General features: G+C 73.6%; 19 protein-coding genes and 1 pseudogene. 10 read left to right on the forward strand and 10 right to left on the reverse strand.

Translation table 11 applies throughout. The annotated features are described in order from the left end of the window. The first annotated feature begins 53 nt into the window (after positions 1 to 53). The gene (locus ABZ899_RS07225; protein WP_361341967.1) at positions 54 to 1289 is read left to right on the forward strand and encodes a DUF4185 domain-containing protein; all 1236 of its coding nucleotides are present in this window, start codon (positions 54 to 56) and stop codon (positions 1287 to 1289) included. Here the strand turns inward: ABZ899_RS07225 and ABZ899_RS07230 are convergent. Then, positions 1225 to 2292, reverse strand: coding sequence for a bile acid:sodium symporter family protein (locus ABZ899_RS07230; RefSeq protein WP_361341970.1), 1068 nt, complete (start codon positions 2290 to 2292; stop codon positions 1225 to 1227). The two genes, ABZ899_RS07225 and ABZ899_RS07230, sit on opposite strands and share 65 nt — an antisense overlap. Positions 2293 to 2446: 154 nt before the next feature. Here ABZ899_RS07230 and ABZ899_RS07235 point away from each other — a divergent pair, with 154 nt between their 5' ends. The 3 genes from ABZ899_RS07235 to ABZ899_RS07245 all read left to right on the forward strand — a co-directional run bounded on the left by ABZ899_RS07235 (position 2447) and on the right by ABZ899_RS07245 (position 6388). Further along, the gene (locus ABZ899_RS07235) at positions 2447 to 3310 is read left to right on the forward strand and encodes a LysR substrate-binding domain-containing protein (protein WP_361341973.1); all 864 of its coding nucleotides are present in this window, start codon (positions 2447 to 2449) and stop codon (positions 3308 to 3310) included. A gap of 321 nt (positions 3311 to 3631) precedes the next feature. Next, positions 3632 to 5458 (forward strand): AMP-dependent synthetase/ligase, encoded by a 1827-nt coding sequence (locus ABZ899_RS07240; RefSeq protein ID WP_361341976.1) that lies wholly within the window; start codon positions 3632 to 3634, stop codon positions 5456 to 5458. Positions 5459 to 5551: 93 nt separating this feature from the next. Next, entirely contained in the window at positions 5552 to 6388 is an 837-nt protein-coding gene (locus ABZ899_RS07245; protein ID WP_361341979.1) for an aldo/keto reductase, read from the forward strand. 80 nt (positions 6389 to 6468) lie between these two features. Here ABZ899_RS07245 and ABZ899_RS07250 read toward each other — a convergent pair whose 3' ends face one another. From ABZ899_RS07250 to ABZ899_RS07265, 4 genes are all read right to left on the reverse strand, one after another. Next, the gene (locus tag ABZ899_RS07250) at positions 6469 to 7170 is read right to left on the reverse strand and encodes an SDR family oxidoreductase (RefSeq protein ID WP_361341981.1); all 702 of its coding nucleotides are present in this window, start codon (positions 7168 to 7170) and stop codon (positions 6469 to 6471) included. A gap of 90 nt (positions 7171 to 7260) precedes the next feature. Then, on the reverse strand, positions 7261 to 8124 hold the full coding sequence (locus tag ABZ899_RS07255) for a class I SAM-dependent methyltransferase (RefSeq protein ID WP_361341984.1): 864 nt from the start codon (positions 8122 to 8124) through the stop codon (positions 7261 to 7263). Between the two features lie 86 nt (positions 8125 to 8210). After that, entirely contained in the window at positions 8211 to 8951 is a 741-nt protein-coding gene (locus ABZ899_RS07260; protein ID WP_361341987.1) for a class I SAM-dependent methyltransferase, read from the reverse strand. Between the two features lie 5 nt (positions 8952 to 8956). Beyond that, entirely contained in the window at positions 8957 to 9259 is a 303-nt protein-coding gene (locus ABZ899_RS07265; protein ID WP_361341990.1) for a 4a-hydroxytetrahydrobiopterin dehydratase, read from the reverse strand. Positions 9260 to 9365: 106 nt separating this feature from the next. On the opposite strand from ABZ899_RS07265, the gene ABZ899_RS07270 reads away from it, so the two are divergent. Then, a complete protein-coding gene (locus tag ABZ899_RS07270) occupies positions 9366 to 10187 on the forward strand; it encodes a helix-turn-helix transcriptional regulator (protein ID WP_361341993.1) in 822 nt (273 codons plus the stop codon). Here ABZ899_RS07270 and ABZ899_RS07275 read toward each other — a convergent pair. Beyond that, entirely contained in the window at positions 10169 to 10594 is a 426-nt protein-coding gene (locus ABZ899_RS07275) for a hypothetical protein (RefSeq protein WP_361341996.1), read from the reverse strand. The genes ABZ899_RS07270 and ABZ899_RS07275 overlap by 19 nt on opposite strands. 212 nt (positions 10595 to 10806) lie before the next feature. Between ABZ899_RS07275 and ABZ899_RS07280 the strand changes: the two genes are divergently transcribed. The 5 genes and pseudogenes from ABZ899_RS07280 (at position 10807) to narJ (ending at position 16179) form a co-directional block, all read left to right on the forward strand. Then, positions 10807 to 11670, forward strand: a complete 864-nt coding sequence (locus ABZ899_RS07280; protein WP_361341999.1) for a DUF5753 domain-containing protein — start codon at positions 10807 to 10809, stop codon at positions 11668 to 11670. 99 nt (positions 11671 to 11769) lie between these two features. Beyond that, positions 11770 to 11853: pseudogene (locus tag ABZ899_RS07285) on the forward strand (SAM-dependent methyltransferase); the annotation flags it as partial. Positions 11854 to 11948: 95 nt separating this feature from the next. After that, positions 11949 to 14639 carry a molybdopterin-dependent oxidoreductase gene (locus tag ABZ899_RS07290; RefSeq protein WP_361342511.1) on the forward strand — a complete coding sequence of 897 codons (2691 nt, stop codon included), beginning with the start codon at positions 11949 to 11951 and terminating at the stop codon, positions 14637 to 14639. Positions 14640 to 14641: 2 nt separating this feature from the next. Beyond that, positions 14642 to 15685 (forward strand): hypothetical protein, encoded by a 1044-nt coding sequence (locus ABZ899_RS07295; protein ID WP_361342002.1) that lies wholly within the window; start codon positions 14642 to 14644, stop codon positions 15683 to 15685. Beyond that, on the forward strand, positions 15685 to 16179 hold the full coding sequence (gene narJ / locus ABZ899_RS07300; RefSeq protein WP_361342005.1) for a nitrate reductase molybdenum cofactor assembly chaperone: 495 nt from the start codon (positions 15685 to 15687) through the stop codon (positions 16177 to 16179). Before ABZ899_RS07295 ends, narJ begins: the two co-directional genes overlap by 1 nt. On the opposite strand, the gene dnaK is transcribed toward narJ, so the two are convergent. From dnaK to ABZ899_RS07320, 4 genes are all read right to left on the reverse strand, one after another. After that, positions 16176 to 18065 carry a molecular chaperone DnaK gene (gene dnaK, locus ABZ899_RS07305; protein ID WP_361342007.1) on the reverse strand — a complete coding sequence of 630 codons (1890 nt, stop codon included), beginning with the start codon at positions 18063 to 18065 and terminating at the stop codon, positions 16176 to 16178. The genes narJ and dnaK overlap by 4 nt on opposite strands. Positions 18066 to 18190: 125 nt before the next feature. Beyond that, entirely contained in the window at positions 18191 to 18619 is a 429-nt protein-coding gene (locus tag ABZ899_RS07310; protein ID WP_361342009.1) for an OsmC family protein, read from the reverse strand. Positions 18620 to 18686: 67 nt separating this feature from the next. Continuing rightward, positions 18687 to 20492, reverse strand: coding sequence for a hypothetical protein (locus ABZ899_RS07315; RefSeq protein WP_361342012.1), 1806 nt, complete (start codon positions 20490 to 20492; stop codon positions 18687 to 18689). Then, positions 20489 to 21550 (reverse strand): MoxR family ATPase, encoded by a 1062-nt coding sequence (locus ABZ899_RS07320; RefSeq protein ID WP_361342014.1) that lies wholly within the window; start codon positions 21548 to 21550, stop codon positions 20489 to 20491. Before ABZ899_RS07320 ends, ABZ899_RS07315 begins: the two co-directional genes overlap by 4 nt. Positions 21551 to 21593: the final 43 nt, after the last annotated feature.

Raw genomic sequence — 21593 nt, forward strand, 5'->3', positions numbered from 1 at the left:
GTTCGCTCCACCGCCCATGGACCGGGGCGCCCCCGGCCACTACCGTCCCGAGGGTGCCCGACGACATCCGAGCACGGCGGCGCGCGGGAACCGGCCTCGGTCTCCTGCTGGCCCTGGTGCTCGGGGCCGTGCTGCTCACCGCCCTCCCGGACGACGGCGAACGGGAGGGCGGCGCCGCGTGCGGGCCGCGCGCGGTCGGATCCTGGTCGGCGGAGCGCGCCCTGACGGCCGAGTTCGCCCGCTACGGCGACGACCCCGCCCGTACCGACGACTGGACCGGCGGCGACGGCACCCACTCGGTGCGGCTGCCGGACGGCCGTCTGCTGTGGCTGTTCTCGGACACCTATCTCGGCCGGGTGCACCCGCCGCCCAACCCGTTCGGCGAGTCCGCCGCCTGGCGGGAGGGCGCCGCTCCGCTGGTGCGCAACTCCGCGGTCGTGATGCGCGACGGCCGCCTGGAGCGCACGCTGCCCGCGCCGCTCTTCCCCGACCCGGCGCCGGGCCAGTGGCGCTGGCCGGTCGCGGCCCGCATCGAACCCCGCTCCCCCGGCGCGCCGGAGCGGGTCCTGCGGGTGCTGCTGTGGGTCCGCGCGGCCGGGCCGTCGCCCTGGATCTACGGGGTGCCGGTCGCCACCGAGGTCGCCACGCTCTCCCTGCCGGACCTGCGGGTGGAGTCGGCCGTGCGGGTCGCCGACCAGCAGCGGGTGCCGGACCCGTCCCGGCGGGTGCTGTACGGCACGACGCTGGTCGAGGAGGACGGCTGGACGTACGTCTTCGGGGGCGACGACGGCCGGGCCGCCGCCCGCCCGGTCTCCCGGGCGTATCTCGCGCGGGTGCCGGCGGGCCGGCTGGGCGAGCCGGACGCCTGGCGGTACTGGGACGGCTCGGGGTGGGGCGGGCCGGCCGCGCGGCCCCGGCCGGTGCTGGGGGACGGACGGCGCACCGGGGTGGGCAGCGCGTTCTCGGTGGCCCGGGTGGACGGGACGTACGTGCTGTTCACGATGGCGGCGGGCACGGCGGGGCTGAGGACGGTGACGTCGTACTGGGCGTGCTCACCCGCCGGCCCCTGGCACGGTCCCGGCCGCCCCTTCGCCCCGGCACTGCCGCGCGGCGAGGGCCTCGCGGCGTACAACCCGCAGGTCCATCCCGAGCTGGGCGGCGGCGAACGCCTCGTGCTGAGCTACGACGTCAACTGGCTGGAGCCGGCCGACGCCGCGGCCCAGCTCAGCCGTGACGTGTCCCGGTACCGACCGCGGTTCGTGACGCTGCGGCTGACCCCCGCCCGCTGACCGGGCCGTCGCCGTCGCCGTCGTCGTCGTCGGCCTCGGGGTCGTGGGAGCGCCGTTTGGCGATGACCGCGCACACCATCAGCTGCATCTGGTGGAAGAGCATCAGCGGCAGCACGGCCAGGGAGGCGTGCGCGCCGAACAGGACGCTGGCCATGGGCAGCCCGGAGGCCAGGGACTTCTTGGAGCCGGCGAACTGGATGGCGATACGGTCCGCGCGGCCGAACCCCAGCGCCTTGGCGCCGTACCAGGTCAGGGTGAGCATCACGGCCAGCAGCACGGCCTCGACGGCGAGCAGGCCGGCCAGCCGGACGGGGCTGACCTGGTGCCAGATGCCCTGGACCATGCCCGCGCTGAACGCGGTGTAGACGACGAGCAGGATCGAGCCGCGGTCGACGAGCCCGAGGACCTTGCGGTGCCGGGCGACGAAACCGCCGATCCAGCGGCGCAGCAGCTGCCCGGCGACGAACGGCACGAGCAGCTGCAGCACGATCTTCACCACCGAGTCGGCGGAGAAGCCGCCGCCGTCGCCGCCGAGCACGGCGGCCGCGAGGAGCGGGGTGAGGACGATGCCCACCAGCGAGGAGAAGGAGCCCGCGCAGATCGCCGCCGGGACGTTGCCGCGGGCCATCGAGGTGAAGGCGATGGAGGACTGGATGGTGGACGGGACCAGGGTGAGGAAGAGCAGCCCCTGGTAGAGCGGGTCGGTCAGGATCACCGGGACGAGTCCGCGGGCCGCGAGGCCCAGCAGCGGGAAGATCACGAAGGTGCAGGCGAGGACGGTGACGTGGAGCCGCCAGTGCCTGAGTCCGTCGAGGGCCTCACGGGTGGACAGCCGGGCGCCGTACAGGAAGAACAGGAAGGCGATGGCGGCCGTGGAGGCGCCCGAGGCCACCTCGGAGGCCGTCCCGCGCGCCGGGAGCAGGGCGGCGACGCCGACCGTCCCGAGCAGCATCAGGATGTACGGGTCGATCGGCATCCACCGCGGCCAGTGCAGGCGTTTCACTGTGCTCCACTACTTCGCTCGTCGCTTCGCTGTACGTCGGGTTCCCGGCACGGACGTGCCCTCTCCATCGTCCTCCGCCGTCCTTTGATCGGGAATCCGGCATACCACTCTGAGTGTCATCACGTTTCGCGATGAGCGGGGCTACCCTGGCGGTGTGTACGACCCCTCCCAGCTGCGCACCTTCCTGGCCGTGGCCCAGACGCTCAGTTTCACGCGGGCGGCCCGCCGGCTCGGCCTGCGCCAGTCGACCGTCAGCCAGCACGTCCGGCGGCTGGAGGACGCGACGGGGCGTCCGCTGTTCACCCGGGACACGCACTCGGTGGAGCTGACCGAGGACGGCGAGGCGATGCTCGGCTTCGCGCGGCGCATCCTCGCGGTCCACGAGCAGGCGACGGCGTTCTTCACCGGGACCCGGCTGCGCGGGCGGCTGCGCTTCGGCGCGTCCGAGGACTTCGTCCTGACCCGGCTGCCGGAGATCCTGGAGGGCTTCCGCTACGAGCACCCCGAGGTCGATCTCGAGCTGACGGTCGAACTCTCCGGCACGCTGCACGAGCAGCTGGCCGCGGGGAAGCTGGACCTGGTGCTGGCCAAGCGGCGGCCGGAGGGCCCGCGGGGCGAGCCCGTCTGGCACGACCGGCTGGTGTGGATCGGCGCGGAGCGGCTGCGGCTGGATCCGGAGCGGCCGGTGCCGCTGATCGTGTACCCGCCGCCCGGGATCAGCCGTGCGCTGGCACTGGAGGCCCTGGAGCGGCAGGGACGGCAGTGGCGGATCGTCTGCACGAGCGGCAGCCTCAACGGCCTGATCGCCGCGACCCGGGCCGGGCTCGGGGTGATGGCGCACTCCCGTGGCCTGATCCCACCGGGTCTGGTGCGGGTGCCCGAGCGGGCGGGTCTGCCTGAGCTGGGCCGGGTCGACTTCGTCCTGATGCACGGGCCGCGGCGGACGGCGGCCGAGTCGGCGGCCGACGCCCTGGCGGGCGCGATCCTGGCGGGCGGGGACCGGCTGCACCGGCGCTGAGCGCGCGGCGGGGGTGACAGATTCGGGGCGCTGGGCGCTGAGGGAGCAGAGGACGCTCCGTCCGGGCGCCGCCCCAAGATCGACTGGGGCGTCGCCCGGTAAGTGAGTCGGTCGGATTTGGTGGAGATTACGGGCCCGGAACTTACTCAACCGTCAGTTTTGTGTCCGCCCGTGCCCGATGTGGGCGCATTTTCCTTCGCTGACCTGTGCAAACCTGAGCACCCGTCGATTTTCGGCCCCCTCCCGCCCGCATGACGGGTGGGGTAGCTTTCACGCCCTGTGCTGAGCGTCAGCCGATGCGATCGGAGCGGGGAGCGGGGTTTGCGCGAGTTCACCAACCCTCCGTTGGCGTTGGCACCGCCGGTGGGCGGCCTGGCCGACGTCGTCTTCGAGCATGCCCAGGAGGAACCCCGGTACGTGGTCCTCGGCCGCAAGGACGGGAACGGCCAGTGGCAGGACGTCACCGCCGCCGAGTTCCGCGACGAGGTGCTGGCCCTCGCCAAGGGGATGCTCGCCCGCGGCATCCGCTTCGGCGACCGGGTCGCGCTCATGTCCCGCACCCGCTACGAGTGGACCCTGTTCGACTTCGCGCTGTGGACCATCGGCGCCCAGGTCGTCCCGATCTACCCGACCTCCTCGGCCGAGCAGTGCTTCTGGATGCTGTACGACGCCGAGTGCTCGGCGGCGATCGTGGAGCACGAGGACCACGCGATGACGATCGCCACCGTCATCGACCGGCTGCCCCGGCTGCACGAGATGTGGCAGCTCGACGCGGGCGCCGTGCAGGAGCTGTACGACGCGGGCGCGCACCTCGACGACGAGGTCGTCCACCGGCACCGGCAGGCGGTCACCCCCGAGTCCATCGCCACGGTGATCTACACGTCCGGCACGACGGGCCGCCCCAAGGGCTGTGTCATCTCGCACGGCAACCTGATGTACGAGGCCGACACGGTCATCGAGCGCTGGGAGCCGGTGTTCCACTCGAAGAAGGGCGACGAGGCGGCGACCCTGCTGTTCCTGCCGCTCGCGCACGTCTTCGGGCGGATGGTGGAGGTCGCCGCGATCCGCGGCAGGGTGCGGTTCGGCCACCAGCCGCAGATGCACGCGGCGGCGCTGCTGCCCGACCTCGCCGCGTTCCGGCCCACGTTCTTCCTGGCCGTGCCGTACATCTTCGAGAAGGTCTTCAACGCCGCCCGGCGCAAGGCCGAGAAGGAGGGCAGGTCCGGCGCCTTCGAGAAGGCCGTCGACGTGGCCGTGAGGTACGCCGACGCCGTCGAGGCCAAGGCGTGGGGCATCGGGCCGGGCCCCTCGGCGGGGCTGCGCATGCAGCACCAGCTCTTCGACAAGCTCGTGTACTCCAAGATGCGCGCCGCCATGGGTGGCCGGATCCGGCACGCGATGTCGGGCGGCTCGGCGATGGACCGGCGGCTCGGGCTGTTCTTCGCGGGCGCGGGCATCCAGATCTACGAGGGTTACGGCCTCACCGAGTCCACGGCGGCCGCGACGGCCAACCCGCCCGGACGCACCCGGTACGGCACGGTCGGCCAGCCCGTCCCGGGCGTCACCGTCCACATCGCCGACGACGGCGAGATCTGGCTCAACGGCAGCAACGTCTTCCTCGGCTATCTGAACAACCAGAAGGCCACCGACCAGACGCTGCACGACGGCTGGCTCGCCACCGGCGACCTGGGCAGCCTCGACGAGGACGGCTACCTCACCATCACCGGCCGCAAGAAGGAGATCCTCGTGACCTCCGGCGGCAAGAGCGTCTCGCCGGGCGTCCTGGAGGAGCGGGTGCGCGACCACCCGCTGGTCGCGCAGTGCATCGTCGTCGGCAACGACCGCCCGTACATCGCCGCCCTGGTCACCCTCGACCAGGAGGCCGTCGAGCACTGGCTGGCGATGCGCGCCAAGCGCCCGATGTCACCGGCGGAGCTGGTCCGCGACCCGGATCTGGAGACCGAGGTGCGGCGCGCGGTCGTCGCCGCGAACACGCTGGTCTCGCAGGCCGAGTCCATCCGCACCTTCCGGATCCTGGCCCAGCCGTTCACCGAGGAGCACGGGCTGCTCACCCCGTCGCTGAAGCTGAAGCGCAAGGCGATCGAGAGCGCGTACGCCACCGAGGTGGAGGCGCTGTACCGGGCCTGAGTCCGGGTTTTTCTCCGGTCAGGAATGCGTGACGGCCCGTGATCGTTGACGATGGGAGTCCAACCTGTCGGCAACCGTAAGGATCAAGAGCTCGTGAGCAGCAAGGTCCCCCCGATCATCCTCAACAACGGCGTCGAGATGCCCCAGCTGGGCTTCGGCGTCTGGCAGGTGCCGGACGACGAGGCCGAGCGGGCGGTCGCGGCCGCGCTGGAGGCCGGGTACCGCAGCATCGACACAGCGGCGATCTACGGCAACGAGACGGGCACCGGCAAGGCCGTCGCCACCTCCGGCGTCCCCCGCGAGGACGTCTTCGTCACCACCAAGGTCTGGAACAGCGACCACGGCTACGACTCCACGCTGCGCGCCTTCGACACGTCGCTGGAGAAGCTGGGCCTGGAGTACGTCGACCTCTACCTCATCCACTGGCCCACACCGGCGCGCGGGTTGTACGTGGACACCTACAAGGCGTTCGAGAAGCTGCTCGCCGACGGGCGGGTCCGCGCGATCGGCGTGTCCAACTTCTTCCCGGAGCACCTGGAGCGGCTGATCGAGGAGACCTCGGTCGTGCCGGCGGTCAACCAGATCGAACTGCACCCGCACCTGCAGCAGCACGCCGCGCGGGCGTTCCACGCAGAGAAGGGCATCGCCACCGAGGCGTGGTCGCCGCTCGGCTCGGGCAAGGGGCTGCTGGAGGTTCCGGCGATCGTCGCGATCGCGCGCAAGCACGGCCGGACCCCGGCCCAGATCGTGCTGCGCTGGCATCTGCAGCTCGGCAACGTGGTGATCCCGAAGTCCGTGACGCCGTCGCGGATCAAGGAGAACATCGAGGTGTTCGACTTCAGCCTCGACGACGAGGACCTCGCCGCGATCAGCGCGCTGAACGAGGACCGGCGGCTCGGCCCCGACCCGGCCGAGTTCAACGCCGCCTGAGGCGTCCACCGCGTGAACGGCCCGGCCGCCGCTCGCCTGTCGCGAGCGGCGGCCCGGCCGTTCCGGGGTCTCCCGCCGGGTCAGTTGGGCTGCCCGAGCGGCCGTACGACGACGGTGTTGACGTCCACTCCCTCGGGCTGCCGGACGGCCCACACCACCGAGTCCGCGATCTGGTCGGCGGTCAGCAGATGCCCCGGGGGCAGGCTGCCGAGGCCGTCCCAGAAGGGCGTCTCGACGCGCCCCGGTGCGATGAGCGTGACCCCGACCCCCCACGCCGTGACCTCGCGCCTGGTGTTCTCGGCGAGCCCGGTCACCGCCCACTTCGTCGCGCCGTAGAGGTTGCCGGGCGTCGGCACGAAGCCGGCGACGCTGCCGACCAGCACGATCCGGCCGCGGCTCTCCTTGAGGGCGTCGATCGAGGCGCGGATCAGCAGGGCCGGGCCCAGGACGTTGGTCAGCACCATCTCCGGCCAGCCGGCCGGGTCTCCCTGGGCGACCGAGTCGTGCGTGGCGAAACCGGCGTTGGCGACGACCGTGTCCAGCCGGCCGAACGCCTTGAGCGTGGTGTCCACCGCGGCCCGGACGTCCTCGTACCGGGCGGAGTCGCCCACGAGGGTCAGCAGTTCCCCGGGCCGTCCCACTTCGTCGGCGAAGCGCCGCAGGCGCTCCTCGCCGCGGCCGGTGACGGCGACCCGGTGGCCGGCGTCCAGCAGGCGCCGTGCGACGGCGGCGCCGATGCCGCTGCCGCCGCCGGTGATCAGCGCGGCCGGAGAATCGGTCATGGTGGTCCCCCTGTGTGTCGGTGCGTGGCTGAGGGGGAGTCCATCACTTGGAGCGTTCTCGAAGTCAAGTCGCCCTTTTTAGCAGGGACTTCATCGCGCACGGACGGCCGTGAACACCGTCTGCGCCGCCAGGACGAACACGTCCGGGCGGTGGTGGACGCTCGCCTCGTCACCCGGGTCGAGCAACCGGTCGAGGGTGGCGCGGTCGTCGGCGTCCAGCCGGTCGCCCAGGACCTCGCGGGTGCGGGTGAGGGATTCGACGGCGTACGCGCGGGCGCGGTCCGTGGTCGGGGCCGGCAGGTCCAGCAGGAAGGTCCGGGTGCCGCTGGGGCGCAGTCCGGCGGCGGCCAGCAGGGCGGTCCAGTCCTCCGTCTCGGCGACGGAACCGGGCAGCTCGGCCCGCATCCGCGCGAACCACTCCCCCTCCACCGCGTCGAGCCGCGCCTGGAGCCCCGGGCGCCCGAAGCCGATGTCGCGCGGCAGGAACCGGGTGGGCAGACCACCCTCCTGCAGGGCCAGGGTGCCGCCGAAGGCGAGCCGCTCGGCGAAGGCGGCCAGCGCGGCCCGCTGGTCGCCCAGATGGTGCAGGCTGCGGCCCGCCCACAACAGGTCGGCGGGATAGTCCAGATCGCCCAGGACGCCGGGCAGTTCACCGGCGAGCGTGTCGAAGCGGTCCGCGACCCCGAGCCGCTCGGCCCTCTCCCGGGCTTGGTCCAGCAGGGGCCGCGAGGCGTCGACCGCGACGATCCGGGCCCCCGGGAAGGTGTCGGCCAGCAGACAGGCCACGACCCCCGGCCCGCTGCCCGCGTCGACGACCAGCCCCGGCTCGGTCTGCCGCTTGGCGAGCCACGCCATGGCGTGCTCGTACAGGGGCATGAACAGCTCGGCCTGGGCCTCCAGCCGCGGGCCCATCTCGCCCCAGTCGATGTCGGTGTGCTCGTGATGATGCGCCATGCCCCTCAGCCTCCCCTCTCCACCCCCACCGGCGCCCGAAGACGCACCGCCCCACGGCGACCGCCCACGCGGTGCCGACGGGAGCGTCACTCCGGCTTGCGGAACGCCACGATCGTGAAGACCGGGTCCGGGCGGGGGCGGTCCTGGTCGGGGAGGGCGGACAGGCGGCCGGCGAAGGTCTCGGAGAGTGGGTCACCGGGTGGGAGGGTGCCGAACCAGCCGCGGCGCAGGTCGGCCACCGTGCGCCGGGGGCTGCGGCCCTGGCCGTGGCCGGTGAAGCGGGCCTGTCCGGCGGGGAGGAGGCCGTGGTCGTGGGCGTAGGACCGCACTCGGGCGGCCTCGTCCATCGCCGGGCTGCGGGGGCGGGCGGCGAGGACGGCGTCGATGTCGCTGCCCACGTTGTGCGCGGCGGCCTTGCCGACGGTGGTGACGTACACCCCGCCCGGCCGCAGGACGCGGGCGCACTCGCCGACCAGGGTGCGGACGTCCCCGGAGGTCGCCGCCAGGTGGAGGAGCCACACACTGCTGACGGCGTCGAAGCTGCCGTCCCGGAACGGCAGCCTGCGGGCGTCGGCGAGGAGTATCGAGCCGGGCAGCCGTGCCGCGGCCAGCCGGGCCATGGCGGGGGCCAGGTCGACCCCGGTCACCGACAGACCGTCCGCGCCCGCGAGCAGGCGGGTGACGATGCCGGTGCCGCAGGCCACGTCGAGCAGCCGCCGGGTGCCCTCGGGGAGGAAGCCCCGTACGGCCCCGGCCGCGGCCCGCGCCCTGGCCTCACCGCCGCGCGAGGCGTCGTAGCGCTCCGCTTCCTTGTCGTAGTCCAGCACGGCCGTCACTGCGCGCCGTGGACGGGGGCCAGGGCCTCGATCCGGCGGGCGAGCGCGAAGTCCTTCTCGGTCACACCGCCGACGGTGTGGGTGTTCACGGTGAGCGACACCGTGTGGTAGCCGAGGGTGAGGTCGGAGTGGTGGTCGAGCTCCTCCTGCACCTGGGCGATGTGCACGACCATCGCGGTGGCGGCGAAGTGCGAGGCCAGCCGGTAGGAGCGGGCGATACGGTCGCCGTCCCCGGACCAGCCGGGCAGCTCGGCGAGCCGGTCCTCGATCTCCTTCTGCGACAGCGGTTCGACAGCCATGGCCTCGCTCCTTCCAGCAGACGGGAGGGTTCGTCCTCAGCCTGCCACAGCGCGCGGGGCCCGGTCCTGGTCACCGGTCCGCGCCCGCCTCGGCTACGGTCGTCCCATGACCGCCCTCCCGTCCGCCCCGGCCGCCCCCGCCGACCGGGGCGTGGGTCCCCTGCTGCGGGCCTGGCGCGAGCAGCGCCGGGTCAGCCAGCTGGAGTTGGCGCTGCGCGCCGGCTCCTCGGCACGGCACATCAGCTTCGTCGAGACGGGCCGCTCCCGGCCCAGCGAGGAGATGGTGCTGCGGCTCGCCGAGCACCTGGACGTGCCGGTGCGCGAGCGCAACGCGCTGCTGCTGGCCGCGGGGTACGCCCCCCACTACCCGGAGACCCCGCTGGACGACCCGGCGCTGGACGCGCTGCGCGCCGGCATGGAGCGCCTGATCCAGGGCTACGAGCCCTACCCGGCGCTCGTGGTGGACGCGCTGTACGACGTGCACGCGGCCAACCGCGGGGTCCTGATGCTCCTCGACGGCATCCCCGGGCATCTGCTGGAGCCGCCGCTCAACGCGATGCGTCTGACCCTGCATCCGGAGGGGCTGGCGCCGCGCATCGTCAATCTGCGGGAGTGGCGGGGGCACCTCCTCGCCCAGATGGAGCGGCAGATCGCGCTGCGCCGCTCCGAGCCGCTGCGCCGGCTCCACGAGGAGGTCGCCGCCTATCCGGTGCCCGAGAAGGCGCCGCGGGAGGAGACCCCGGCGGACCCGGTCGCGTACTTCGCGCTGCCGATGCGGATCGAGCACGACGGCCGGGTGCTGTCGTTCACGTCCTCCATCTCCACGTTCAACACCCCGATGGACGTGACCGTCGCCGAGCTGGCCATCGAGACGCTGCTCCCGGCCGACCCGGCGACGGTCAAGTACCTTCAGTCGCTGTCCTCCTGACGGAGCCTCAGCGCCGCGTACTGCAGTGCGGCGAACCCGGCGACGACGGCCGCCTGCAGAACGGTCCACACGGAGCCCGCGGTGGTCGGCGTCAGCCACAGCGCGAGGGCGACGACACTGAGCACCGCCCAGGCGAGGTTGGTCTCGACGACGGCCCGCACCCCGAGGCCCGCCGGGCGGGCCCGCGAGGCGAGCAGCGCCACCCCGCCCGCGTACGCCGCGAGGAGGGCGCCGAGGGCGAGCAGCAGCCCCTGGCCGACGCCGAGGAGACGGCCGAGGGGGCCGGAGGCCACGAGGTAGGCGAGACCGTTCGCCCCGGTCACCACGGCGTCCAGGGCCAGGAAGCGGCGCAGCGCGGTCTGCGGGTGGGAGGTCCGGGCGAGCGCGGTGAGCGAGGTGGCGGACATGACGAATCACCCTCCGTCGGGTCGAGTGGCGGTGCGGGGGCCGGGTCCCGGGCCGGAGTGCGCCGGCCCGGAACCCGGTGCCCCCACGGTCCCGCGCGACGGCGGGCCCGTCGATTACCCGCCGGGTCATGACGCCCGGGCGGCCGTACCCCGCGCCGCGCCGGGTCGTGGCAGACTGCACCCGTTACTTCCGGCGCGTGGGGAGGCGTGGCGTGAGTGAGCGGCGTCCGGCGCCGACCGTGGGCCAGGTGGTGCTCGGCAAACGCCTTCAGGAGCTGCGGGAGGCGGCCGGACTGGGCCGCGACGAGGCGGCGCGGGTCCTGCGGGTGGCGGCGGCGACGGTCCGGCGGATGGAGACGGCCGAGGTCGCGCTGAAGATCCCGTACGTGCAGGTGCTGCTGGAGACGTACGGCGTGCCGGAGGACGAGGCCGCCGCGTTCCTCGCGCTGGCCGAGGAGGCCAACGAGCCGGGCTGGTGGCAGCGGTTCCACGACGTGCTGCCGGACTGGTTCAGCCTGTACGTGAGCCTGGAGGGCGCCGCCCGGATCATCCGCTCCTACGAGCCGCACTTCGTGCCGGGCCTGCTCCAGACCGAGGCGTACGCGCGCGACGTGTTGATGAACGGGACGATCGCGCAGAAGGGCCCCGAGGCGATCGAGCGGCATGTGTCGCTGCGGATGGAACGGCAGCGGCTGCTGGAGCGCCCCGACCCGCCCCACCTGTGGGTGATCATGGACGAGACGGTGCTGCGGCGGCCGGTCGGCGACACCTCCCAGGTGATGCGCGAGCAGGTGGACAAGCTGCTGGAGTTCGCCGAGCGCGACCGGGTGACCCTGCAGATCGCCGAGTTCGCGTCGGGCCCGCACCCCGGGACGTACGCGCCGTTCTCGCTGTTCCGCTTCGCCGAGCCGGAGCTGCCGGACATGGTCACCACGGAGTACCTGTCCGGCGCGCTGTACCTGGACTCGCGGGAGGAGGTCGCCGCGCACCTGGAGGTGCTGGACCACATGTCCACGGCCGCCGCGTCGGCCGAGCGCACCGAGAAGCTGCTGCGGGAGTTCCGCGAGGAGTACTGAGACAGAGGCCGTCGTCCACGTTCGTCGAGCGTCCGAGGAGAGCACCGCATGCCCGCTTCCGAGCCGGCGCCCACCCGGATCGACACCAGCCCGTTCCACGGCCGGCGTCCCGAGCCGCAGGACGTGGCCGCGCAGGCGGAGGGCATCGTGCCGGTGTACGCGGGGGTCGCCCGCAAGCCCTGACCCGTACGGGCGCCGTGAACGGGTGCGCTCCCCCGCCCCGCCCTAGGTTCGTCACACCAGGGCCGAGCAAGGGAGCGCCTGTGACCGACACCGCGATATCGCCCGCGCCGCCCGGGGCGCCGGGCCCGGCGCCGCCGGCCGGCCCGCTCCGGGACCCGCGTGTGCGCGGCGCGCTCCTGGAGCCGTACCGGGAGGCCAGGCGGCGGCTGCGGGACCCGGTGCTGGCCTGGGCGGACGTCCAGGGCGACCCGGAGCGCCGCCGACGGTACCAGCGGGCGCGCGGCGGGGGCGGGCTGGAGCGGGCGGGATGGGACGAGGCCGTCGAACTGGTCGCGGCGGCGTACGTCCACACCCTCGGGGCGTACGGCCCCGACCGGATCGCCGGGCTGTTCCCGGCCGACGCGCCGGGCGCCCGCTTCCACACGCTGATCGGCGCGCCGGTGCTGGTGTCCGCCGCGTCCCCGCCGGGGCACGACTGGGCGGACGCGGCGTATCTGCTGGTGTGGGGCGGGGACCTCCCGGTGACCCGTGGCGCGGACGCGCGGCGGCTGGCGCGGGCCCGCTACCGGGGCCAGAAGGTCGTGGCGATCGCCCCCGACGAGCGGGCGCCCGGTACCCGGCTCGCCGACGAGGTGCTGCATCCGCACCCCGGCACGGACGGGGCGCTGGCCCTGGCGATGGGGCACGTCGTCCTCGAGGAGTTCTTCGTCGACCGCGCGACGCCGTTCTTCGTGGACCATGCGCGCCGGTGCACGGATCTGCCGTTCCTGGTCACCCTGGAGGAGCGCGCCGACGGCACGTACGCGCCCGGCACCTTCCTGCGCGCGGCCGACCTGGGGCGCCGGGGCGAGAACGCCGAGGGCCGGGCGGTCGTACTGGACGAGGCCACCGGCCGCGCGGCCGTCCCCGACGGCGGCACCGGACCGGCGGTCAGGTCCCCGGCGCTGAGCCTGTACGGCCGTGAGGTGTCGGCCGGGGTCGAGGTCCTCCTCCCCCACTTCGGCGCCGGCGGCCGAGCCGGAACCGTACGCCGGGGTGTCCCGGTGACCCGGCTCGGCGGTGTGAGCGGGCCGCTGGTGACGACCGTGTTCGACCTGCTGCTGGCCCGGTACGGGGTGGCCCGGCCGGGGCTCCCGGGCCACTGGCCGGAGTCGTACGCAGACGCGGACACCCCGGGCACGCCCGCCTGGCAGGAGACGCACACCTCGGTCCCGGCCGCCGCGTGTGTACGGATCGCCCGCGAGTTCGCGCGCACCGCGGAACGGTCGCGCGGCCGCTGCGCGATCCTGACGGGGGCCGCCAGCCGCCGCCTGTTCCACGCGGACACCGTCCACCGCGCGGTCCTCGCCCTGCTCACGCTCACCGGCTGCCCGGACCCCGGCGCCCGGGACGCGTCCGAGGACCCGGCGGGCGGGTCGCGGCCGGTGCGCCGGATGGACCCGGCGGCGTACTGGTTCCTGCACACCGGCCGCTGGCGGCACGAGTCGTGCACGGCCGACGTCCTCGCCTCACCGCTCGGCCGGGGGCGGCTCGCGGGTCTGACGGGTGCGGACTGCCTGGCGCTGGCGGCGCGGACGGGGTGGACGGCGGCGTACCCGGCGTTCGGCCGCAACCCCCTGGACCTGGGCGGCACCTTCGGCGACGCGGTGGCCCGGGTGGTCGCCGACCTTCGCGCCGGCACGCTGGGCTTCGCCTGCGAGGACCCGGACGCGCCGGAGAACTGGCCGCGGGTGCTGACGCTGGGCGGAGGCGAGGCGCTCGGTCCGGTCGGTGAGGACGGCATCCGGTGCCTGCTGGGGACCGCGTCCTCCGCGCGGTCCCCCGAGGGGATACGGCCGCGCGACGTGACCTGGCGCGAGCCGGCACCGGAGGGCAAGCTCGACCTGCTGCTGTCCCTGGACGGCACCGAGACCGCGTCCACCTGCCTGGCGGACGTCGTGCTGCCCACCGCCGACGGGCAACCGGGCCGGGGCCGCACCGAGTCCGACACGTTCACGGCGCTGGCCGGGCGGATCGGCGCCCTGGCCGCCGGGCACCTCGGCGTCCGCGAGGACCTGGTGGCGACGCCGCTCCCGGACGGCGCCCCCGGCACCACCGCACCGGCCGGGACCGTCCGGGACTGGCGGCACGGCGCCTGCACGCCGGTGCCGGGCCGGACCATGCCGCAGCTGAGCGTCGTCGAGCGGGACTACACGGCGGTCGGAGCCGAGTTCGCCGCGCCCGCCCCCGATCCCGTGCCGGGGCACGTCCGTACCGGGCTCCGGCACCTCTTCCTGGACCACGACTGGGCCCACGAGCTCGGCGAGTCCCTGCCCGTGCACCGGCCGCCCCTGGACGTGAACGCCCTGCTCGGGGTGGCCCGGCGCGGTCCCGGCGGGCAGGTGGAGGTGCCGGTCCGCCGACTCACCCCGCACGACCGGTGGTCCGTCCACTGCGCCCACCCGGACGACCTGTTCCTGCCTGCCCTGGTGAGCGGTGGCGCGTACCTGTGGCTGTCCCCCGAGGACGCCGAGGCGATCGGCGTCGCCGACGGTGACCTGGTGGAGGCCGCCGGCCCCGACGGTGTGACCCTGGCGCGGGCGGCCGTCTCGTACCGGATGCCGGCCGGGACCGTCCACACGCGCCGCGCGCCGGACACCGCTCTCTCCGGAACCCGGGCCACCGGAGCCGTCCTCAAGCCGACCGGTCTTCTCGGCGGTCGCCACGGGGTGTCGTGCCCTGGGCTCACATGCGGTTCCGGCGACGAGGCGACCGTGATCCGCCGCCCCCGCCAGGAGGTCGAGTAGCGATGCGCCCCATGGCCCGGATCGCGACGGTGATCAACCTGGACACCTGTGCCGGCTGCCCCGGCTGCGCGGCGGCCCGCCCGTCGGCGGGGACCGTCCGGCACGGCGGCTGGGAGCTGACCCGGCGTGGCAGACTCCGGCCGCGCAACGGCGGCGGACGGCTGCGCGGGCTCACCGGCCCCTTCACCCGCCCCACCGAAGTCCCGCAGGTCCGGCGCCCCGACCGGCCGCGGACGTACGGCGGCGGCCCGGCGGCCGGGGCGCGCCTCGCGTTCGAGCAGCCTCTCCGGGTCTCGCTCCGGCCGTCCTGCGCGCATTGCCTCAACCCGCTCTGTGGGGAGGCGTGTCCGCCGGGTGCGAGCGGGTGCGCGTACTCCTCGGAGACCTGCGTGGGTGGGGTGCCGTACCTCGGCGTCATGCTGTACGACGCGGACAAGGTGCGGGCCGCCGCGTCGAGCGCCCGCGAACAGGACCTGTACAAGGCGCAGTTGGGCGTGTTCCTCGACCCGGAGGACGTGATGGTGCGCCTGGCCTGCGAGCGGGCCGGGATCACCGGCGACTGGCTGGAGGCGGCGCGCCGCTCTCCCGTGCGCGCGTTGATCAGCACCTACCGGGTGGCACTGCCGCCGCATCCGGAGGACCGGACGCTGCCGATGGTCTGGTACGTCCCGCCGCTGTCGCCCGTCGTGGACGCCCTCGCGGACGGCGGTCACGACGGCGGCGAACCGCGGAGCCTGTTCGGTGCCGTCGACACGCTGCGCATCCCCCTGGAGGAGCTGGCGGAACTGTTCACGGCCGGTGACGTCGGCCCGGTCCGGTCGGCGCTGCGGCGGCTCGCCGCGATGCGGTCCCATATGCGGGCGGTCGACCTCGGGGAGGAACCGGACCCGTCGGTGCCCGCCGCCGTGGGCCTGCGGGCCCAGGCGCTGGAGGAGCTGTACCGGCTGCTGGCGACCGCTCCGGACGAGGAGCGGACCGTGGTACCGGCGGCGGAGTCCCCCGCCGTGATCCGCACGACCCGCACACCCGAGGCCGAGGAGATCTGATGTCCTCCTACGAGGTGCTGTACCAGGCGGCCGCGCTCTGCCTGACCTACCCGGACGACGACTTCCGGGCACGGCTGCCCCTGTTGCGCGAAGCCGCCCCGCAGCTGCGCGCGTTCACCGACCACGCGGCGGTCACCCCGCCGCGTGAACTGGCCGCGCACTACGTCGAGGTGTTCGACCTGGAGCACGGGCACAGCCTCTACCTGACGTGGTGGCGCGACGGGGACGCCCGGCGGCGCGGCATCTCGCTGGAGCGACTGAAGGAGCTCTACCACGCGAACGGCCTGGAGTTCACCGGCGAGGAGCTGCCCGACTTCCTGCCCGCCGTACTGGAGTTCTCGTCCCGCACCGGCACCGACGACCTCCTGCGGGAGCATCGGGACTGCCTGGAGCGGCTGCGCGGCCGTCTCAGCGCGGCCGGCACGCCGTACGCGGCCGTCCTCGACGCGGTCTGCGCCACGCTGCCGGCCGCGCCCACGCCAGGCCGCCTCTAGGTCGCGTCCTTCGTGTCCTTCGTGTCCTTCGTGTCCTTGTCGTCGTCGACGATCTCCGCGTCCACCACGCCGTCGTCCTCCCGCGGCCGGCTCTGGTCCCCGCCGGGTCCCGAGGCGCCGTCGGCGGACGTCTGCGCGGTCTGGGCGTACATCGCCTGGCCCATCTTCTGGCTGACCGTGGCGAGTTTCTCGACCCCGGTGCGCAGTGCGGTCGTCTCGGCGTTCCCCTCCAGCAGCTCCTTGACCTCCGTGATCGCCGGTTCGACCTCCGCGCGGACCTCGGCGGGGATCCGGTCGCCGTTGTCGCGGAGGAAGTTCTCGGTCTGGTAGACGAGTTGCTCGGCCTGGTTCCTGGTCTCCGCCGCCTCCCGGCGTTTGCGGTCCTCGTCCGCGTACTGCTCGGCCTCCCGCATCATCCGGTCGATGTCGTCCTTGGGCAGGGCCGAGCCGCCGGTCACGGTCATCTTCTGCTCGCGGCCCGTCGCCAGGTCCTTGGCGGAGACGTGCATGATCCCGTTGGCGTCGATGTCGAAGGCGACCTCGATCTGCGGCAGCCCGCGCGGGGCCGGGGGCAGCCCGGTGAGGTCGAAGACGCCGAGCTTCTTGTTGTAGGCGGCGATCTCGCGTTCGCCCTGGTAGACCTGGATGCCGACGGACGGCTGGTTGTCGGCGGCGGTGGTGAAGATCTCCGAACGCCGGGTGGGGATCGTCGTGTTGCGCTCGATGAGCTTCGTCATGATGCCGCCCTTGGTCTCGATGCCCAGGGACAGCGGTGTGACGTCGAGCAGCAGGACGTCCTTGACGTCGCCGCGGATGACGCCGGCCTGGAGGGCCGCGCCGACGGCGACGACCTCGTCGGGGTTGACGCCCTTGTGCGGGTCCTTCCCGGTGAGTTCCCTGACCAGGTCGGTGACGGCCGGCATCCGGGTGGAGCCGCCGACGAGGATGACGTGGTCGACGGCGGACAGCTTGATGCCGGCGTCCTTGACCGCTTGGTGGAAGGGGGTCCTGCAGCGGTCGAGGAGGTCCGCGGTGAGCTCCTGGAACTGGGCCCGGGTCAGCTTCTCGTCCAGGTGCAGGGGGCCTTCGGCGGAGGCGGTGACGTACGGCAGGTTGATCGTCGTCTCGGTGGAGCTGGACAGTTCGATCTTGGCTTTCTCGGCGCCCTCGCGCAGCCGCTGCAGGGCCATCTTGTCGCCGCCGAGGTCGATGCCGTTCTCGCCCTTGAACTTCTTCACCAGGTACTCGACGACCCGCTGGTCCCAGTCGTCGCCGCCGAGGTGGGTGTCGCCGTTGGTGGCCTTGACCTCGATGACGCCGTCGCCGATCTCCAGCAGGGAGACGTCGAAGGTTCCGCCGCCGAGGTCGAAGACCAGGACCGTCTGCTCCTCGCCCCGGTCGAGGCCGTAGGCGAGGGCGGCGGCCGTGGGCTCGTTGATGATCCTGAGGACTTTCAGGCCGGCGATCTCCCCGGCCTCCTTGGTGGCCTGCCGCTGGGAGTCGTCGAAGTAGGCGGGTACGGTGATCACCGCGTCGGTGACGTCCTCGCCGAGGTAGGACTCGGCGTCCCGCTTCAGTTTCTGCAGGACGCGGGCGGACAGCTCCTGCGCCCGGTACCGGGTGCCGTCCACGTCGCCCTTCTCGGGGAAGCGCCAGGCCGTGTCGCCCATGTGCCGCTTCACGGAGCGGGCGGTGCGGTCGACGTTGGTCACCGCCTGCCGTTTGGCCACCTCACCGACGAGCACCTCGCCGTTCTTGGCGAAGGCCACGACCGAGGGAGTCGTCCGGGCCCCCTCGGCATTGGCGACGACCGTCGGCTCGCCGCCCTCCAGGACGGCGACCACCGAGTTCGTGGTCCCGAGATCGATCCCGACCGCGCGTGCCATCGCTGTCCCCTTCCGCCCGGGAGCCCCTTGAACTCCAGCACAAGACGCGAGCGGGTCCTTGTCAATGGGACCGGGACCCGGGCGGAAGGGCGCCGCACGGCACTGAGCGGGCGCTCAGCGCGGCGTCAGGCGAGCTTCGCGGACAGCGTGATCGTCGTGCCGCTCAGCGCCTGGCTCACCGGGCAGTTGGCCTTGGCGTCCTCGGCGGCGGCGACGAAGGCGTCGTTGTCGATGCCCGGCACGGTGCCCTCGACGTTGAGGTGGATGCCGGTGATGCCCTCACCCGGCTGGAAGCTGACGTCCGCCGAGGTGACGAGCTTGGTGGGCGGGGTGCCCGCACCGTTCAGGGCGTGCGAGAGGGCCATGGAGAAGCAGCTGGAGTGAGCGGCGGCGATCAGCTCCTCCGGGCTGGTCTTGCCGTTCGCGTCCTGGGAGCGGGAGGCCCACGTGACCGGCTGCGCGGCGATGGCACCGGAGGAGTCGAAGTTGACGACACCGCTGCCCTCGGTCAGGTTGCCTTCCCAGACGGTGTGTGCGGAGCGCGTGGTAGCCACGGTTCTTCCTTTCGCGTGTGGGCCCGTTCTCGCGGGGCCCGTGCCCCCCATCCGATCACACTCCGGCTCAACTCACCCGGAAGACCGCCCCCCGTGGGGTGAACGGCAGCCGCCGCCCCGGCGGGATCAGGTACGCGTGCTCGCGCCGCACCCGCAGCACGTCGCAGTCGGCGTCGGTGATGACGAGCACGGGCGCGCCGGGCGGGAAGTCGTCGGCGCGCTCCAGGAGGTCGATCCCGGGCTGCAGGACCGTGCCGCCCCGGCCCCGCACCCGGACCCGTCCCGCGATGTCGCTCACCGCCAGGTAGCCGGCGTCGTAAGGGCCGGCGTCGCAGAAGACGACCCGTGCCGCGGGGACGTCCCGCGCCTCGGCGTACGAGGCGATCGCGCCCAGCGCCTTGCCGAGCAGGCCGGCGCTCATGGAGCCGGAGGTGTCCAGGACGACACCGAAGGTGCAGCGGGCGATCTCCTCGGGCGGGTACCGGCGTCCGGCCCGCGGGATGTCCGGCGTGGACGCCTGCCGGCGGGCGGGGCGGGCGTAGCTGCGCAGCGGCTCCGGGCGGGGCACGAACTCGTCGAACCAGCGGGCGAGCCGCGCGTCCCAGGGCAGCGGCGGGTGGCTGAGGGCGCGGATCTCCTGGACCAGGCCGCCGGGCAGGAAACCGCGCTGCTGCCGCTGGTGCAGGTCGAGGCCCTGCGCGAGGCCCCGGCGGTAGAACTCGTCGAGGTCGCAGTACGCCCCGGGCGGGCCGAGCGGGGTGCCGAGCACGTCACCGGCGCCCTTGCCGCGCAGGGTGGCCAGCCGGCGCATCCGGCGCAGGTCGCCGGCGATCCGGTCGTACACCTCCTCGGCGGACAGGCCGCCGAACCGGGCGTCGTACAGCAGCCCTTCGGGCATCTGCCCGACCTGCATGTCCCGCAGCCAGCCGTTGACGACGTAGTCGCAGGCGACGTTGAACAGGTACGGGTCGCGGGGGCCGCAGCGGTCGCCGTGGCGCAGGGCGGCGTGCAGCATCTCGTGGGCGAGGATGAACCGCCACTCCTCGTCCTCGAACGTCCGCAGCGGGTTGAGGTAGATCTCGCCGGCCTGGGCGTTGACGGCGGCGACGGAGATGCCGTGTGCGCGGGCCAGTTCGGCGTCGGCGACCAGCTTGATGCCGGCCGCGAGGCCGCCGAGCAGCGGGTAGGAGCTGATGAACCACTCCAGGGCCCACTGCCAGGGCCGCTTCTTCACGGGCTCGCCGGCCATGGAGTCGCGGCGGCCGCCCGCCACGTCCATCGCGGTGGACACGGTCCGGGTCAGAGCGGTCGCGAAGGCGAGCTGGTGGTCCGGGGGCGAGCCGTACCAGCCCTTCCACTCCACGAGCAGCAGGTCGGGTTCGGGGCCCGCCGTGCCGCAGCGCTCGTAGGCGGGCGGGACGCCGTCGCGGCGCCAGCGGGCGGCCAGCTGCTCCTCGTCGCCGTCGGGGTACGCCACCGGCAGGTGGTCGGGCGCGGCGCCGACGGGGAAGCTGAGCAGGAACCGGTTGACGACGACGCAGCGGGCGGCCAGGTCGGCGCGGTCGGGCTGCGCCGGCGGGCCCTTCCTCGACGGGACGTGCCCGAAGCCGAGGTGCAGGACGGCGTGCGCGATCGCCCAGGCCCAGGCGGCGGGTTCGGCGAGCCGGTGCGGATGGGCGTGCAGCTCGCCGCCGGAGTCGACGCGGACGAGCCCGTCCCGGGGTGCCAGGCCGCATGCCTCCTGGCGGCAGACGGTGAACTCGACGGTGGCGAGGGCCGGGTTGGCCCGCACCAGCCGCAGGCCCTCGGCGAACGCCTCGGCGGCGAGGTCCCGCTTCCTGCTCCCCTTCCGCTTGTCCTGGGGGCGGCTCATCGCCGCGCCTCCACCAGCCGGGGCATGTCCCGGGCCGCCTCCACGAGGAACCAGGACGGCAGGACGGGGTTGCCGTCCGTGTCGGAGGCGATGACGCTCTGGGCGACCTCCACGGAGATCTCCGCGAGCTGCACCAGCAGCGCCTTGGCGCGGTAGGCGGTCTGGCGCCCCGCGGCCGACATGTGGTCCTTGCCGGCCGGCAGCTCCTTGATCAGCCGGCCGCGGAACGACTCGGCGAGGTAGTAGAGCAGGTCGCGGTCCTGCATCCGGTGCGGCCAGCGGGCGTCGCCCTTGATGATGGCCTCGATGCCGTACTGGCTGCGCACGATCTTGACGTAGCCGCAGAAAGCGGTGGCGTGCGCCGGTGTCAGGGTGCCGTGCGCCAGCACCTTCAGGGTCTCCTCGTCGAGGTCCCGGCCGAAGGAGTGCAGGGCGTCGGAGAGCATGTGCCAGGAGCGCGGCGTGGAGAAGGGCTCCTCGGTCTTCGGCGGTTTCGACCACAGGTGGTCGGGGCGGTCGGTGAGGTGGTCGAGGATCCACGGGTGGATGCCGTTCCCCGCGGCCCAGGTGAGCCAGTCCTTCGCGGACGCCTCCAGGTGCACATGGGTGAGGCGGTTGACCAGGGCGGACGCGATGGGCCGGGCGAGCGCGTTGTCCGTGGCCCGGTTGCCGGCGCCGATGACGATGGACCCCGCGGGCAGCTCGTAGTCGCCGATACGGCGGTCCAGGATCAGCGAGTAGAACGCCTTCTGCACATCCGGGGTGGCCGCGTTCAGCTCGTCCAGGAACAGGCAGTACGGCTCGTCGCGGGCGATCGCCTCGGGCGGGCAGAACACCGAGCGCCCGTCACGGATCTGCGGCACTCCGATCAGGTCCTCCGGCGCGAGCTGGGTGCCCAGCAGGCTCACGCACTCCAGGCCCAGGGATTCGGCGAACTCCCTGACCAGGGAGGACTTTCCGATGCCGGGGGCGCCCCAGAGGAAGACGGGCCGCACGGTGGCGAGGCCGAGGAGGAGGTCCGGGACGCGGGAGGGCGTGACGGTGACGGCTGCCTGCAAGGCAGGGGCTCCTTGGGGGTGTTCGAGGAATGCGACTCGAACA

Origin of the sequence: Streptomyces sp. NPDC046859, assembly GCF_040645135.1 — a bacterium.
Taxonomy (GTDB): domain Bacteria; phylum Actinomycetota; class Actinomycetes; order Streptomycetales; family Streptomycetaceae; genus Streptomyces.

Excerpts from the sequence above, each read along its gene's own strand:
- ABZ899_RS07250 (WP_361341981.1), bottom strand. The coding sequence starts at position 7,170 with ATGACCGATTCTCCGGCCGCGCTGATCACCGGCGGCGGCAGCGGCATC.
- ABZ899_RS07255 (WP_361341984.1), bottom strand. The coding sequence starts at position 8,124 with ATGGCGCATCATCACGAGCACACCGACATCGACTGGGGCGAGATGGGC.
- ABZ899_RS07265 (WP_361341990.1), bottom strand. The coding sequence starts at position 9,259 with ATGGCTGTCGAACCGCTGTCGCAGAAGGAGATCGAGGACCGGCTCGCC.
- ABZ899_RS07270 (WP_361341993.1), top strand. The coding sequence starts at position 9,366 with ATGACCGCCCTCCCGTCCGCCCCGGCCGCCCCCGCCGACCGGGGCGTG.
- ABZ899_RS07275 (WP_361341996.1), bottom strand. The coding sequence starts at position 10,594 with ATGTCCGCCACCTCGCTCACCGCGCTCGCCCGGACCTCCCACCCGCAG.
- ABZ899_RS07295 (WP_361342002.1), top strand. The coding sequence starts at position 14,642 with ATGCGCCCCATGGCCCGGATCGCGACGGTGATCAACCTGGACACCTGT.
- narJ (WP_361342005.1), top strand. The coding sequence starts at position 15,685 with ATGTCCTCCTACGAGGTGCTGTACCAGGCGGCCGCGCTCTGCCTGACC.
- dnaK (WP_361342007.1), bottom strand. The coding sequence starts at position 18,065 with ATGGCACGCGCGGTCGGGATCGATCTCGGGACCACGAACTCGGTGGTC.
- ABZ899_RS07315 (WP_361342012.1), bottom strand. The coding sequence starts at position 20,492 with ATGAGCCGCCCCCAGGACAAGCGGAAGGGGAGCAGGAAGCGGGACCTC.